Origin of the sequence: Micromonospora salmantinae, from assembly GCF_022230905.1 — a bacterium.
GTDB lineage: Bacteria > Actinomycetota > Actinomycetes > Mycobacteriales > Micromonosporaceae > Micromonospora > Micromonospora salmantinae.
The window spans coordinates 320,930-336,176 of the sequence record NZ_JAKKFG010000004.1; the positions used below are offsets into that span (position 1 = coordinate 320,930).

General features: G+C 67.9%; 9 protein-coding genes. 6 read left to right on the forward strand and 3 right to left on the reverse strand.

Features of this window, described 5'->3' with window-relative positions; translation table 11 throughout:
* Window positions 1–28: 28 nt before the first annotated feature.
* The 3 genes from PSH03_RS03950 to PSH03_RS03960 are packed head-to-tail and all read right to left on the reverse strand — an operon-like array spanning window position 29 to window position 3,467.
* Complete coding sequence (locus PSH03_RS03950) at window positions 29–1,543, reverse strand: hypothetical protein (protein ID WP_238688277.1); 1,515 nt, start codon at window positions 1,541–1,543, stop codon at window positions 29–31.
* Complete coding sequence (locus PSH03_RS03955) at window positions 1,540–2,670, reverse strand: hypothetical protein (protein ID WP_238688278.1); 1,131 nt, start codon at window positions 2,668–2,670, stop codon at window positions 1,540–1,542. Before PSH03_RS03955 ends, PSH03_RS03950 begins: the two co-directional genes overlap by 4 nt.
* Window positions 2,667–3,467, reverse strand: a complete 801-nt coding sequence (locus tag PSH03_RS03960) for a hypothetical protein (protein ID WP_238688279.1) — start codon at window positions 3,465–3,467, stop codon at window positions 2,667–2,669. Before PSH03_RS03960 ends, PSH03_RS03955 begins: the two co-directional genes overlap by 4 nt.
* A 103-nt stretch (window positions 3,468–3,570) precedes the next feature.
* Between PSH03_RS03960 and PSH03_RS03965 the strand changes: the two genes are divergently transcribed.
* The 6 genes from PSH03_RS03965 to PSH03_RS03990 all read left to right on the forward strand — a co-directional run bounded on the left by PSH03_RS03965 (window position 3,571) and on the right by PSH03_RS03990 (window position 15,209).
* Window positions 3,571–6,033, forward strand: coding sequence for an AAA family ATPase (locus PSH03_RS03965; RefSeq protein WP_238688280.1), 2,463 nt, complete (start codon window positions 3,571–3,573; stop codon window positions 6,031–6,033).
* Window positions 6,033–6,446, forward strand: coding sequence for a hypothetical protein (locus tag PSH03_RS03970; RefSeq protein WP_238688281.1), 414 nt, complete (start codon window positions 6,033–6,035; stop codon window positions 6,444–6,446). The genes PSH03_RS03965 and PSH03_RS03970 overlap by 1 nt, the downstream gene beginning before the upstream one ends.
* 427 nt (window positions 6,447–6,873) lie before the next feature.
* A complete protein-coding gene (locus tag PSH03_RS03975; protein WP_238688282.1) occupies window positions 6,874–8,460 on the forward strand; it encodes a TIGR02677 family protein in 1,587 nt (528 codons plus the stop codon).
* A gap of 1 nt (window position 8,461) precedes the next feature.
* Window positions 8,462–9,697 carry a TIGR02678 family protein gene (locus PSH03_RS03980; protein ID WP_238688283.1) on the forward strand — a complete coding sequence of 412 codons (1,236 nt, stop codon included), beginning with the start codon at window positions 8,462–8,464 and terminating at the stop codon, window positions 9,695–9,697.
* A 17-nt stretch (window positions 9,698–9,714) separates the two neighbouring features.
* Entirely contained in the window at window positions 9,715–13,899 is a 4,185-nt protein-coding gene (locus tag PSH03_RS03985; protein WP_238688284.1) for a TIGR02680 family protein, read from the forward strand.
* Entirely contained in the window at window positions 13,896–15,209 is a 1,314-nt protein-coding gene (locus PSH03_RS03990; RefSeq protein ID WP_238688285.1) for a TIGR02679 family protein, read from the forward strand. The genes PSH03_RS03985 and PSH03_RS03990 overlap by 4 nt, the downstream gene beginning before the upstream one ends.
* Window positions 15,210–15,247 lie beyond the last annotated feature (38 nt).

Sequence of the window (15,247 nt, forward strand, 5' to 3'; positions counted from 1 at the left end):
GTTGACTAACGGTGCTGCGGGCCGAACATCACGACCACTCCTCGCGGGCGTCATCGGCGGTTGGTGCACTGTCTTCGTACGGCGACGGCGGGCCGCCGTGGGTCCACGGCGTCTCCTCCCGAGACGGGAAGGCGCCCGGCGGCATGAAGGAGTCGGTAAGTGTGGTGTAGCAAATCCGCTTTCCCACCTCCGGCACAGTGCCGGGGGCCGGGGTAAGCGAGCGGCCCATCCCGCCGGTCAGCTCCAGCACGACCGCCGTCGTTCCATCGTCCTTCTGTGCCACCGACATCACCCGGGCCTTCTGCCCACTGGGCTGCTCGGGTGAGAACAACGTCGTGCCCCGCGTGACCAACACTGGGTCGGCGGTGGAAACCGCGATCCATGGCCGCAACGCCCGCCGCTTCCCGCTATCGTCAATCCGCGTCGGGTGGGCGGTCGTCACCTCGCCCACGAACGCCTCACCGGTGAGCCGGTAGTCGGCCATCACCATCGGATCATCGTAGGCGCGCTGCACGTCGTACGAGGTCAGCGCTCGCTCCATGCGGTGCAGCTTTCGGGCCGCGACAACCGCTCCGTCGCGGCGAGGCTGCGGGAACCCGCCGTCGTCAAGGTACGCAGTGAAGTTGGTGAAGGCATCCCGGTCTTCCGCCCAACGGCTGGGCACGTGCGCTCCGGCGGGCAACTCCCGCAGCAGCGAGATTGCCTGCCACATCTGCCGCCAGGTCGGCTCAAGCTGCGAACGCAGGATGTCTTCCAGCTCGTCGCGACGCCGAGCCACCTGCGAGTCCGCGGCTACCGCCCGGTCGTACGCGGCCATGGCCGGAGCCAGCACCTCGTTGTCGAAGGTCGGGTCGGTGGCCGGACCGGCTGGCGGCCAGGTCACGGGATCCTCGGCCGCGGCGGCCGCTTCGGCGCCGGTCATGCCCGGCGGGGGCGTGATCCAGGCCAGGAGCGCGGCCAGTTGGGCGTCCTCGATCGGGCTCTGACCGGTGGCCCAGTGCGTGGAGAGCGACTGAGTCATCGCCAGAAGCGTCGAGGACCCCGGGTGCTCGGCACGCTCGAAGAAGTACGTCAGCCACCGCCCGAGCAGCGGCACCGACGGATCCACCGGGTAGTCGCCGTCGGTGCGGCGGAACCGGGTGGACCGGCCGAAGAGCCGGGTAAAGCCCACCCCACCAGGGTTGGGGACGAGCAGCTGTGGCGCGTCGGCGTACCGGTGGCGAGTGTCCTTGCCCCTGTTCGTCGGCACCGCTTCCACATCGCTGTAGAAGCTGTGGACGTAGGGAACGACGACCCCAGCCAGCTCGGCGGCGAACGCGAACCGCTGGTCACGGTTCCGGGGCTGCGGCACGATCAGCAGCGTCGGATCGTTCCGGTCATCGCCAACCATCGCGGCAAGCGGCGCGTTGGCCTCGCCCGCCATGGTGAGCGGGATGAAGACCAGCGGTCGATCGGCGACGTGCAGGTGGCGCACGGTGGTGGTTCGCTGGGCGATTCCCTCGATCACGGCCTCGGCCCGCGCCAGGCTGGTCAGCGTGCTCATCCGGCCACCCCGCTGATCAACTCAGCCCGCAACCGCGCGGCGGCGCGGAGCAGCTCGGCGGCCTCCTCCTGGTCCTCCGATGGCGCGAGCTGGTTGCGGGCGATAGCCAACGCCGTTTCCACCCGCTCGATGCCGCCCATCTCCTCCCGAGCGGACTTACCCAGCGCCGCCGTGCAGCCGCGAGCCTCATGCCGACAGAAGTACGCGAGCTCGCAGCTGGCCAGACACTCCGGCGAGTACCGGGCCTCGACGGCTTCGAGCGCGGCGACCAGCGAGGCCGGCGAACGGGTGGGCACTCCGCTGTCGTCGGGCGCGAAGTCGAAGGTGAGGGTGGCCGGCAGATTGGCCAGCAGCGCGTCGATCCGGGTCATCCGGGACAGCTGCCGACGCAGTACGGCGAGCTGCTTGCGGACGTCGATCCGCACCGCCATCGGTTGGTTCGAGAAGTCTCGCGGGCAGACAAGCACGACATCGTGCGACACGATTTCCGGGTCGAACCCTGCGTCGCCGAGCAGCTCACGCATGGCGAGCACGTAGACGGCGGCCTGGATCGCGGCGCCGGCCACCTTGCCCGAGTCTGCCTGGCCATCGATGACCGCGAACGACTTGATCTCCACGACGTGGAACTGACCGTCGTGCTGGAACGCGATCAGGTCCGGTTCTAGGTAGGCCTGCTGGCCGGCTACCTCGAGACGAAGCAACGGGTGGTCAAAGAGCGTGCCAGCTCCTTCGGCCTGGGCCGCAGCCCGGGTGAGCAGGGCGCGTGAACGGGCGTACCGGACGTCCTGGCTCTCACGGCCGGCGACTGACTCCAAGTCGTCGTAGGAGACCTCGGGAATCTCCAGGTCGAGCCGCTCTCGCAGCAACTGCAGCAATTGGGCGCAACCGTTAGCCTTGACCTGCGCCTCGAAGGCGTTGCCGCGCGTGATGGCGAACTGTGACTGACCGAACCGGGCCGGGTAGTCGATGTAGGCGGCCAGGCGCTGCTTGTCGACACTGGCGCAGTCAAGCACCGCTCTGCGGGCGCAGCCCGGGTTAGTGGTCAGGGCGGCGATGGTTCGAGCGTTGTGGCGACTCGCGGCACCACCACCTCGGATCGTCGCCAATCGCTGGCCGACGTTGGTCATGCCGTCCCCCTGAGTAGGTGCAGCTTGCTGCCGAAAAGCTGCTCGGCCTCGTCCATCTGCCGGCGGGCACGCTCTGCCGCAGCCGTTCGCTGCAACTGGTCGGCGGCCGCGTGCACCTCGAGCTCGGCCCGAGCCGCCTCCGTGACCGTGACCGCGTCTACCCCTCCATGCGGTTTGGCCGCCCCCGGAATCGTGGTCGCAAATCTCCAGAGGAGCCTACCGACGCTCGGATCTTGCTCAGACATCCTGGTCGCCCGTTCCGCCACTCTGATTGCAGCTGTCAGGAAATCGACACGCGGGCTTAGTGGCCCGATGATGCGCCGATCGAGTGGCCAGGTAGATACGGCGAGCAGGCCGCGGGCCGGCGCCAGGTGCTCAGCGGTCAGCGCCGAGCAGAGGTAGTACGGCCGGGAATGCCGCGCCGTGCGGAAGGACCGCTCTTCGTCGCGGCGCAGGTGGGTGAGCTTGCCCGCCGCGATCCCAGTAGCTCCGGCACCATAGAAGGCGGCGTGCACTTCGGCGATCAGTTTGGGTGCGGCCGGCACGGACAGCAGGGTGAGCGCATGGTGCACCTGCTCGCGCACCGGGACCAGCGGCACGCCAGACTTGGCAGCTGAGGCGTGATCCTCTGCTGAGTCGGCCAAATTCGCGAGCGCCTTCTCCCACTCACTTTCGGCGTCTCGTAGCTCAGCCCGCATCGCTCGCGTTCGGGCGGCGTCACGCGCGATCACGGCCCGACGAACCGCTGTTCGCAGGTCTTCAATCCGACGCTCCAGGCTTTCTATGGACTCGGCCATGAGGAGCATGGTACAAGTTCCAGTGTATTCCAGCAATCACCCGTCGGGGAGGTTGTTGGTGTGGGCAACAGTACTTACCGTCGGCCCTTGAAGGGAGACCCGTATGGCTCCGGACCAGTCGCTACTTGACCAGGTTTTCGACCGGTTGGCCGAGGACAACGTCCCCGACGACCTCGTAGATCTCGTGCTCGCCGCGTACGTCGGGGATGAGCAGCTTGCGGCCGTTCTGGGTGGAGATGCCGTCGAACTGCCTGCCCGGGACCCGTCGACGAGACCGCGTCCACAGCCGCTCTACCTCGAGTCGATCTTCGTCGCAGGCTTCCGAGGAGTTGGTCCACAGCAGAGCCTCCGGCTGCAGCCGCACGCGGGGCTCAGCCTCGTCGTGGGTCGAAATGGCTCGGGCAAATCGAGCTACGCGGAAGCCGCCGAGCTGGCCCTGACCGGCGACAGCGTGCGCTGGGCCGACCGCAACAGCGTTTTCAAGGACGGCTGGCGAAATCTGCACTGCGGGTCGCCCTGCGAGATCGAGGTGCTGCTGCGCGCCGATGGAGCCGCGAAACCCATCCGCGTACGCCGTTCGTGGCGCGATGACCACACGCAGGCACACCAGGGCGTCAGCAACATTCTTGCCGATGACGGCAACCGCTATGAGAAGACGGCCGAGCTGGGATGGCAGCAACCGCTCGAGGTCTACCGGCCGTTCCTCACCGCGAGCGACCTCGCCCGGCTCGTCACTTCCACGCCCAGCGGGCTCTTCGACGCGTTGGCCCCGATCCTCGGCATGGACCCGATCCTCGACGCCGACAAGCGGCTGATGTGGATTCGCAAAGATCTCAGTGATCAGATCGCCCTCGTCAGGTCGGCGCGCGACGCGCTCCGTGCCGTGCTCACCGGTGTCGACGACCCACGGGCCCAGACAGCGCTCGCGCTCCTCGCGAAGCGGGCTCCCGACCTCGATGCACTCGACCAGCTGCTCGCCGACGCCGGCAGCGACGTCAGCGACCCGGTCGCGGTCGCGGCCCGCCGCCTGGTCGCCGTAGCGCTTCCGGACGTGGCCTACGCCAACGAGGTGTCGAATGAGCTGACGGCCGCGGCAGCACAGGCCGCCGACCTCAGCGCCACCCGGGCCGGCACGGCCGACCAGGCGGCCCAACTGCTCCGCATGGCAGTCGCCTTTCACGACGAGCACGGTGACGGCCCTTGCCCCGTCTGTGGCTCGGGGACACTGGACGCCGACTGGCGCACTCACGCCGGCGACACTCTCGAGAAGCTTCAGCGCGACGCCGTCGCCGTGGAGGAGGGGCACCGACGGCTTCAGGACGCCCGTGCCCGGGTCGCGAGGCTGCTCGACCTCGACCGGCGGATCAGTACCGACGATTTGGAGGTGTTGGCTGGCGCCCTCGACCAGTCTGACGTGGTGAAGCGGTTCCGTTCACGGGCGGATGAGCTCCGCCCTGCTACCGGCCAGCTTTCAGACGACCAAATCGCCGGAGACCTTCAGGCGACCTATCCGCCGCTGCTCGAGGCCCTGACGGATTTGCAGGAGGCAGCGAGCGCTTGGCTTCGGCACCGCCACGACACCTGGCGTGAGCACGCCGTAGCTCTGGAGGACTGGCTGGTCCGGGCACGGGTCGCCGCCGAGAACGAGGCGAAGCTCAAGCGCGTCAACGCTGCCCGGGACTGGTTGAAGAGCGCGATCAGCGCGCTGCGCGATCAGAGGTTCCAACCGTTTGCTCAGCGGTCCCAGGAGATCTGGGACGAGCTACGTCAGGAGAGCAACGTCGAACTGAGCGGGATGCGCCTCGACGGCACGAACACCCGCCGAAAGATTTCCTTCCCCGCCAAGGTTGACGGCACCACCACCTCCGCCATGGCGGTCATGAGCCAGGGCGAGCTCCAGGCTCTCGGTCTGTCGGTGTTCCTGCCTCGTGCCTGCGCCGACGACAGCCCGTTCCGTTTTGTCATCATCGACGACCCGGTCCAGAGCATGGACCCGTCGAAGGTCGACGGCCTGGCGCAGGTGCTGGCCAGCCTGGCGGAGACCCGGCAGGTCGTGGTCTTCACCCACGACAACCGGCTGCCCGAGGCGGTACGCCGGCTGCGCATCGAGGCCACCATCTGGGCGGTCACCCGGCGGGACGAATCGGTAGTGGAAATCCGGAAGAACAGCGACCCTGTCGAGCGGTACCTCAATGACGCCAGCGCGATCCTCAAGGCCGAGGAACTGCCCGATAACGCACGCTACCCCCTGGTTTCCGGGTTCTGCCGCTCGGCTCTTGAGGCCGCCTGTCATGAGCGGATCCGGCGGGAGCGGATCGCGCGCGGCGAACGACACGGCGACGTGGAGGAACTCATCGAGAAGGCGTTGACGCTCAACCAGGTAACCGCACTGGCGCTCTTCGGCGATCTGCACCGCGGTAAGGATGTGCTCGGCCGAATCAACCGTTTCGGTGGTTGGGCCGGTGATGCGTTCCAGGCCTGCAAGCAAGGCGTACATGGGCCGGGCACCTTCGATCTCGAGGTGCTGGTGCGGGACGCACGCCGACTTGCGGAGCACCTGCGATGATGGCCGGTCAGCTCGTGGCCGTCCCGCAGAACTGGCTGGAGGCTGCCGACCAGCTGCTGTCCAGCGTCGTACGGGGCACCCGCGGCGCCTGGCCACGAGCCTGCGCCTGGCTCCTTCGGCTCGCGCTCGAGGCTGCCATGGACGACTACTGGCGGCGCTGTCACCCGGAGGTCTCGCCGATGCGGGCCCGGTCGCCCCAGTTCCTGATCCTCGACCGCTACGCTGGCCGGTCGGTCGCCGCCCGCGCCGGATACGCCTGGTCGGCGCTGTCTCGAGCAGGCCACCACCACTGCTACGAGCTTGGCCTCACTGCAGGGGAACTGCGCCGTCTGCGGGAGATGGTGGCAACGATCATCAGTGACCTCGCTGCGGCACGGGGTGGGCGCGAACGGGGATCCGATGACCAGGATTGACGTGGGACGCACGCGGTGCGTCGATGACCGGAGGCCGCCTGCGGCCGCCAGGTCGGTGGGCGGTGGCGGAGTCCGGGTGCAGTCGCGGCACCAGCGACCTCTCGCCGCCTGCGCCAGAGACTCCACTCAGCACCTGGGGGATTCGTTGCGGACGTGGTCCGATATCTGAGCCAGATCGCTATGCAGAGCATGACCAGGGCGGGATGTGGGGGCGCCTGCGTCAGCGTGTTGGCGCGCTGCGCGGGCCGCAATTGCGGGGCTCCGCGGCGGGCGCTCCGGTTGGGTGGCCGGCGCCTCTTGGTCGACGGCGCCGAGAGGAGCATCCCGGTCTACGGTAGCCAATCGAGTACCTTCAGTGGCTGGTCGGGAGTGTCAGAGGCTCACCGTAGTGTTCGCGGGCAGCGACGCGGTGGCATCAGGGAGTGTGATGGGCGACGAGTTTGGCGCTGATGATCGCGTTGGCGTGGGGGACCCTTCAGATCTCGATCGCCTCGATCTGTACCGGTATGCGACCGCGGACGACCCGGCTGTGCGCGGCCAGTACATCGCGATCATGGGATTGTTTGCCGACACCCTGCTCACCGACCTGTCGGCCGCCGAGGTTGCCGCGCAACTCGCTGAACGGGGAATCGGCCTCGCTCTCGACGACGTGGAGACCAGGTGCCGGCAGCTGGAGGGGTGGGGCAACCTTGTTCGGTCGGTACGCGACAGCCGGGTAGCTACGGTTGCCGATTTTCTACGGTCTCGTTCTCGATTTCAGGTATCCAAGCTGGGTGGCCGGGTACACCGCCAGGTCGCGGACCTGCTGCGTGCCACGACCGGAGTGCGGGAGGTCGCTCGTGAGCTCCTCGGCGGCATGGTGGAGACGCTCGACCGCATCCAGACCCGGCTTTCTGACGCGCCCGGATCTGTGGATGCCGAATCGCTCGCCGCCGACGTCACCACTTTGTTCACCAGCCAGCAGTTGTTCACCGACAGCGTCCGCGACTTCTACGCCTACCTACATCAGGTCCTCTCCCGTTATGACCTGGTCGGCGACGAATATGCAGCGTTCAAGGAACTCCTCCTGTCGTACGTCGATCTGATCACTGCGGACGTGGCGCGGCACTCACCGGCGGTCGCAGCTCGCGCGGCAGCCCTGGTCGACCACCTCGACGCACTGCTCGAAGTCCTCGCGACGCTTCCGATGATGACTAGCCCGGACGGCTCGCCGGCCGAGCGGCTACCCGGCCGGATCCGCGCCGACTGGGAAGAGTTCGCCGCCTGGTACGGCGGGCACGACGGCCGGTCCGGCCCGCAGCAGCTGCGCGCCGCAGCCGAACAGGCCCTCGGTCAACTGCTGGCCAATGCCAAACGAATGCTGGCGGCCGCAGGCACTGGTGTGTCGCGCCGCGGAGATCTACTGCGACTGGCTCGCTGGTTCGCCGATGCCGACACCACTGCGGAGACAGAGAAAGGCCACCGGCTGTTCGCCGCGGCGTTCGGTGTCTATCCTGCCCGGCATTTGCTGCTCGGCCCGGACGAGGTCAGCCCGCGTGCCAGCGCCTCGACTTCGTGGTGGGACGCCGACCCGGTCGACGTGCCGGTGTCGCTGCGCGAGCGAGGCGATCGCGCAGCCCGAGGGAGGACCGCCCGGGTTCCCGATGTGGCGATGGAGCGCGAGATCCAGCTCGCCGAGGCACGCGCCGAGCGTGAGCGCGACGAGGCCGCAGCGGCGGAACTCATCGCAGCCGGCGTCCTTGACCGGGTGCGGATCGCGCCCGCCGCCCGCGACATGGCCCTCGACCGGCTTGGCGAGCTGCTCGCCATGGGCCAGGACGACAGCGACGCGCTCGAATGGGCCGACACCGACCTCGGATTCATCCTGCACGTCCGACGCGCACCCGCCCGGTCCAGCGTGATACACGCCCTCGACGGCGATCTGACGATCGACGGCCTGATCCTCGAGGTCACCGCCATCGACAGCGTCGCATCGGGAAGCGCTCCCGGTGCGGCAACCGGAACGGACGGCTGAAGTGGCGGTATCGATTGTTGCCCATGAGGTCACCCAACGCAGAGACGCCGCACGGTCGCTGCTGCGCACACCGCTGCTGACCGCGGCAACGGACCCGGACGCCCTCGCGCTGATTCGCCACCACGCCGCAGCGCTCAAGAGCAGCTTTGCGACCGCGCTTGGCTACATCCTGGTCGTTGAGCCGACTTTCGCCCGCCTTGTCAAGGCTCCGCTACCGGCCGCGGCACCTGTCCGGCCGGCCCGCCGCAACAGCGGCGGAGAGTTCACGGCTCGCACCTACACATACCTGGCATTGATATGTGCCGCGGTACTCGCCCCCGACACGGGCGAGCAGGTGCTCGCCTCTGCCTTGGTCGAACAGCTGCGCGCCGACGCCGCCACGGTGGGCATCGACCTCGACGACTCACGCATCGAACAACGGCATCTCGTCGCCGCGCTACGCCAGTTGATCGCCTGGGGTGTGATCGAGGAGACGGACGGCAGCGTCAGCGGTTGGGGAGAGCGTCAGGAAGAAGCCCTGTTGACCGTTCATCGGCAGATGCTTCCGCACTTGCTGGCTCGGCCTCTTGCCGCGCTCGACGGCCCAGAGGCGCTGGTCACATCGAGCCCCGATGTGACGGAGCAACCTCGACGCAGCCTGCGCCGCAAATTGGTTGAGAACCCCCTGGTGCGCCGTGAAGATCTCACCGACGCCGAGCGCGACGTGTTGTCTCGGGAACGCACTGACCTGACCCGCACGCTCGACGACCTGTTTGGCCTGGTGCTCGAGGTCCGCGCCGAGGGAGCACTCGCCTACGACCCCGACCGGCACCTGTCCGATGTCGAATTCCCCGGTCCCGGCAAGGTGAAGCAGGCCGCGCTGTTACTCGTTGACGAGCTGCTGCGGGTCCACAAGCCGACCGCAGGTAAGACCGCAGAACTGCACGGCCGCCAGGTACCCGGGTTGCTGTGCCCGTGGCCGCAGGTGACGGAGATTGTCGGGGACCTCGCGGTTCGCCACGAGAAGATGTGGGGCCCAGAGCACGTTTCCCACCCCAGCGTGCTGTGCAGGGATGCCATATCCGTCCTCACCTCGCTCAGCCTCGCCGACCCCACCGAAGACGGCCTGGTCCTGCACCCGGCCGCCGCTCGTCACCGTCCTGACGTGCAGCTCGCGCCGTCTCAGACCCGCGCCCACGAGCGTCTGGAACCCGACGCCCCCGTCGCACCGTCCCTGTTTGACTTGGAGAGTCTGTGACCCCCGCCGTCCCGACCATGGCCGCCGAGGACCTCGACCAAACTCCCCCCAGGCACCACCCGTCGCGATGGCGCATCAACCGTGGCGGCATCGTCAACGTGTGGTACTACTACGACTCCGAGTTCACCTGCTCCGGTGGGCGGATCATTTGGCGCGGCACGAATGGCGCCGGTAAGAGCCGTGCGCTGGAGATGCTTCTCCCTTACCTGCTGGACGCCGATCGACGCAACATCGACGCTTCCGGGGCGAAGAAGGTTCGCCTTGAAGACCTCATGGCTGCTGGCGCAGGTGAAAAGGCTGGCGGTAATCGCGTCGGATACCTGTGGCTGGAACTCATCGGCGAGTCCGATGACTCGGAAACCGAGTACCTTACGCTCGGCGCCTTCATCCGGTTCTCGAAAGCCACTGCCGAGGCGAAACCTTGGTACTTCATCACACCCCTGCGGGTGGGAGTCGATCTCCACCTGCTGGACGACAGCCGCGAACCGCTATCGCGTGACCGGCTTGCCGAAAAGATCGGCTCTGACCGGGTCACCGACACCGCAGAGACACACCGCGAGCGAGTGCGCACTCAGGTGTTCGCCCTTACCGGTGACTCCGGTCGCGAACGTTACGCCGGATTGCTGCAATTGCTGCACGTACTGCGCAACCCCGACGTCGGCAACCGCATCGAAGCGGGCCTGCTGCCGGCGATCGTCTCTGACGCGCTGCCGCCGCTGTCCGAGGCCGCGTTGGCCGCCGCCGGACAGCAACTCGATGCGCTGTCAGACACACGCGATGCCCAGCAGCGGCTGGAGAAGGCGGCCAACGATGTGGGCACCTTCCTGGCGACCTACCGTCGATACGCCGCTGGGGTGCTGCTGGCCGCCAACGACCAAGCGAAAACCACAGCCGCGAGTGCGCGCCGGAGCGCGCGGGACTCAGACGACGCCCACAGCCAACACGAGCATTTGCAGGCGCAGCATAAGCAGACTGCCGACACGCTGAACCAGCTGGCGGACCGTGCCGGTGAACTCGACGCGACGATCCGCGGCATCAAGGCATCCCGTGAGTACACAGACGCCCAGCAGCTCATCGAAACCGAGCGACGTATTGCGGCACTTCACCAGACTGCCGAACGGGCACTGGCCAACGCTCGAACATCACGGGACGCCGAAGCTGCTCTGGTCGCCACCTCCGACGAACGCGCCGGTGAAGTGATCGCCGCCGCCGACGCCGCTGCGCAGACCCTCACCGAAACGCGTGACCTGCTCACGAAGGCGGGGCTGACCGCCGACCTCCTGCCCGCCGCAGCTAGCGCCACCATCGACGACGAACCCGCCACCACCGAAAGCGTCCGCACCGATTGCGAGAGCGCGCCCAGCCCGTTCGAACGTCCCACGCCCAGAACTCTCACCTTCGCCCCTGACGAGCCGAGACGGGCAGCCGAAACCGCTCGCCACGTCGCGCGCGCCGCCAAGGACCGAGCCGGTCAGGCGCGCAACCGACATGCAACCGCGGTGGCGCTGCGGGACCAGATGCGCAAAGTCGAGGCCGCGGAGGACCGTGCCGGCGACGCCAGAGACGAAGCGGACACCGCCGCCGAGGAAGCCGGTCAAGCAGCTGCCCGGCGCGACGACGCCGCAGCCAGCCTCGCGGTGAACTGGCGAAATTGGGTCGCCGATCCCGCCACCGAAGAACTCCTCGGACCAGTCGGCTGGCACACAACCGCACTCGCTCAGGTCTTGGCTGACATCGACGCCCTCGCCGGTGACGACGGTCTGCCGCTCGACGGCTTCGACCGGGCAGCCGACGAGGCTGCCCGGCCGGCCCGGCAGCGGATATCTGAAGACCGCGCCGACCTCAAGCGGCGGAAGAAGGACGTCAGCGACCGCCGTCAAGCGCTGAACGCCGAGGCAGCCGACCTCCGCCGGGAACGGGACCCCGAACCGGCACGGGCGCCGTGGCAAGCTTCTACTCCCACCGGGGGTGTGCCGCTGTGGCGTGCCGTCGACTTCACGGACCCGAAGCTCAGTGACGACGACAAGGCCGGAATCGAAGGAGCGCTGCACGCCGCCGGACTCCTCACCGCCGACCTCACTTCCGACGGGGCCGTCACCGCCGCCGATGGCCAGATCCTGCTCACCGCCACCGGTCCGACCGTCAACCGACCGCTGAGCAACGTGCTCGCACCGGACCCAACCTGCCCGATCGAGCCCGGACTCTCCGCTAGCGTCCTCGCTCGGATCGCCCTGGACGACCACGACGCCCCTGTCTGGGTCGCCCGCGACGGCAGCTGGGGCAGCGGCCCGCTGACGGGACGGCATCGCGTACCCGCCGCCTCGCACATCGGTGCACAGGCCCGCGCCGCCGCACGCGCTGCCCGCCTCGACGAGATCGCCACCGAACTCGGCGCACTGGCTGACATCGACAGCCAACACAAGGCCGAAGGGGACGCGCTGGGCGATCGGGAACAACAGCTCGACTCCCACCTCCGCACCGCACCCCGCACGCGACAGCTGACTCAGGCACGAGCGGACGCTGCCGCCCAGGCTCAGCACGCCCGCAACACCACCGGCAAGGCCGCGCGTCTGCATGCAGAGGCCGAGGGGATGCGCCGCGATCTCGACGCCCGCCGTCGACAACACGCTGAAATGTGCCGCGCGTCCGGCCTGCCGACCGGCGTCGAGGAACTTGCTACAGCGCGGCAAGCCGCCGAATCCGCTGCGGGCTCCTGCGCGCGGCTCGCCGACGGCTTCACCCACCTTGGCGAATGCATCGACCGACACATCCGCGGGGTCAGCGAAGTGCAGAAGGCCACAGCAAACCGGATGAAGGCCGAGTCGACCGCTGACGAGGATTGGGCGCTATGGCACCACGAGGCAGCAGAGTTGAGCGCTCTACGCGAAACCATCGGCGCTGATCCCGAAGCGGTCTTCACCCGACTGAAGACCGCCGAAGACGAAGCCCGCCGGACCAAGCGCACACTTTCAGACACCCGGAAGGTTGAAGGTGAACTGGGACGTCAAGTCGCCGCCGCAGCGGTGACTGCCAAGCACAAGAAGGATGAGGCCAGCGCTGCGCGGAGGGCATTGGCGGACGAGGTAGCCCGGCTGCACCGTGTCGCCACCCTGCCCGGCATCACCCAAGCCGCCCTGAACCCAGGCCAGTCCCTCCCGCACCTGCCGGCCGCAGATCCTGTCTCCATCGACCCGGCGACAGTGGAGACCGCGGCCCGACAACTTGCCGACACCGTCGACCGCAGTGGCCCAACCGTTGACGAAACCGCCGTCGTACGCGCACAACAACGCCTCGAACAGGACCTCACCGGCACATTCGACGTGCAACCCACCGTGACCGACGGAGTACGGCTGGTCGACCTCGTCGACGCCGCCGGCACCCACACCATCGCCGCCGCACACACCACATTGCAGCGCAAAGTCGACGAAGGCCGGACGGCTCTGTCTGACCGGGAACGTCAAGTGTTCACCAAGTTCATCCTCGACGGTGTCGCCGACGAGCTTCAGCGACGACTGGGCCAAGCTCATAAGCTGATCAAGGCAATGAACGCCAGCCTGCGAGCCATCCACACCTCGCACGGCATCGGCGTCCGGGTGCAGTGGACGCTCAAATCCGACGCCACATCAGCCCTGACCCGGATCAGCGAACTCATCGCCGTTGCCAACGACGTTCGCTCCGAGGCTGACAACGCCGAACTCATCGACCTGCTCAAAGCCCGCGTTGACGGACAGATGAACGTCGACGCGAACGCCGGGTACACCGCTCACCTCAAATCCGCCCTTGACTACCGGTCATGGCACGATGTCGAAGTCATCATCCGCGGCCCCGCGGCAGGACAAGAGCGGCGCATCAGCAAACGGTCGAAGCTCTCACAGGGCGAGACCCGCTTCGTGTCCTACGTGACCCTGTTCGCGGCCGTCGACGCCTACCTCTCCGGCCTGCCCGACACCTCCAGAGCACTACGGCTCATCGTCTTGGACGACGCGTTCGCCAAAGTCGACAACCGCACCATCGGCGTACTGATGGGCCTACTCGTACGCCTCGACATCGACTTCGCCATGACCGGCCACGCCCTCTGGGGCTGCTACCCACAGGTGCCGTCGCTCGACGTGTACGAGGTCCGTCGCCGTGAAGGAAGCGCCGCAATCACCACCCACGTGCACTGGGACGGACACAGCCGGCACCTACGGTCAGTGGCATGACCGAAGCCCCGTTGCCCGACCGCCTGCGCGCCTACCTCGGACACCAGTCTCTGATCCCGGTATGGGAACGCGCCCGGCACCGACTGGAACGCAACCGGCTCCAGCTCACCGGAGCAATCAGCGTTGACCTCAATGAAGAGGCAGCAACCCGGCTCGGCGGTCTGCTCCGCCGGCCATATGCCGCAGGCTCGGCAAGACTACAGCTGGCGGCACTCGACGAGGCGCTACACCGCAGCGCCGCCGCAGCCGGCCTCGTCGCTGTCCTCGGCGCCCTCACCGGACCGCTCGTCGACCGTGCTGCTGTCCGCGACCAGAAGGCGTCAGCCTGGTCGCAGGTATGGTCCGCACTCGACACCGGCCTCGCTGCGGCAGGCCTCGCCAACGCGTCATGGGCGCCCGCGTTCGCCGACAGTGTGCGACGCTCCGGGCTGCTCACCCGGGCCGGCGCACCGGCCGCGCACGCAGCAGTCAATGCAGCCGTCGCCGTCCTGGTCGAAATCGCCGACGGCACCGTGCTCTCGGGAGGCGAGAAGTTGGTCGAATCCCGGTGGGAGCTGGGCGAACTCGCTAGCACAACCACCGGAGACGCGCACGGGCTCGACGACGGCACCCTCACAGCCGCCCTGGTGATACGCGCAATCGCCCAGGCCGCACGCGAACCCGCACCCAGTTCACCGAGCGAGCGCCGCGCTCTGTGGGAGACGGTCGGCGTAACAAAAGATCAGGTATCGGGCACCGTCATGGTCTGGGCGCTGCGCCCGCCAGGTACACACCGATGGTCGACCATGATGACCGACCGCGCCGACCTCGGACTGGTCACCCATCTCACCCTGCACGAGCTGCGCGCCATGGCCGACCTTCCTCTCGCCAAACCAGGCCAGCGGGTGTACGCATGCGAGAACCCCCAAGTGCTGCAGGCCGCCATCCGCGCCAGTGCCCCGGAGCCTCTGCTGTGCTTCGCAGGTAACCCGGCCTCGGCCGGCCTCGTACTGCTGTCCCGCCTGATCGCAGACCGTGCGACCGTGAGCTACCACGGGGACTTCGACTGGCCCGGAGTTCGCATCGCCGCCCGGTTGTTTGATCGCGGCGCAACGCCGTGGCGGATGGGAGCACACGACTATATAGACGCAGTAAACAATCTGAACGCCAACGCCCGCCTCGCTCTGTCCGGGGCCGGCGCAGCCACACCGTGGGAGCCTGGACTTTCTGCGGCAATGGAGCACGAAGGCATTGCCATCCACGAGGAAGCACTTCTGCCCACACTGCTTGCCGACCTCTCCGGGCGCGCCAACTCGCCTGTGCAGAGTTGAACCGCACTGCCGACCAGATGCAGGCCGCGACGACAGCA

What these genes read in the sequence shown, in the direction of transcription:
- PSH03_RS03950 (WP_238688277.1), bottom strand. Translation starts at nt 1,543, where the DNA reads ATGAGCACGCTGACCAGCCTGGCGCGGGCCGAGGCCGTGATCGAGGGA.
- PSH03_RS03955 (WP_238688278.1), bottom strand. Translation starts at nt 2,670, where the DNA reads ATGACCAACGTCGGCCAGCGATTGGCGACGATCCGAGGTGGTGGTGCC.
- PSH03_RS03960 (WP_238688279.1), bottom strand. Translation starts at nt 3,467, where the DNA reads ATGGCCGAGTCCATAGAAAGCCTGGAGCGTCGGATTGAAGACCTGCGA.
- PSH03_RS03965 (WP_238688280.1), top strand. Translation starts at nt 3,571, where the DNA reads ATGGCTCCGGACCAGTCGCTACTTGACCAGGTTTTCGACCGGTTGGCC.
- PSH03_RS03970 (WP_238688281.1), top strand. Translation starts at nt 6,033, where the DNA reads ATGGCCGGTCAGCTCGTGGCCGTCCCGCAGAACTGGCTGGAGGCTGCC.
- PSH03_RS03975 (WP_238688282.1), top strand. Translation starts at nt 6,874, where the DNA reads ATGGGCGACGAGTTTGGCGCTGATGATCGCGTTGGCGTGGGGGACCCT.
- PSH03_RS03985 (WP_238688284.1), top strand. Translation starts at nt 9,715, where the DNA reads ATGGCCGCCGAGGACCTCGACCAAACTCCCCCCAGGCACCACCCGTCG.
- PSH03_RS03990 (WP_238688285.1), top strand. Translation starts at nt 13,896, where the DNA reads ATGACCGAAGCCCCGTTGCCCGACCGCCTGCGCGCCTACCTCGGACAC.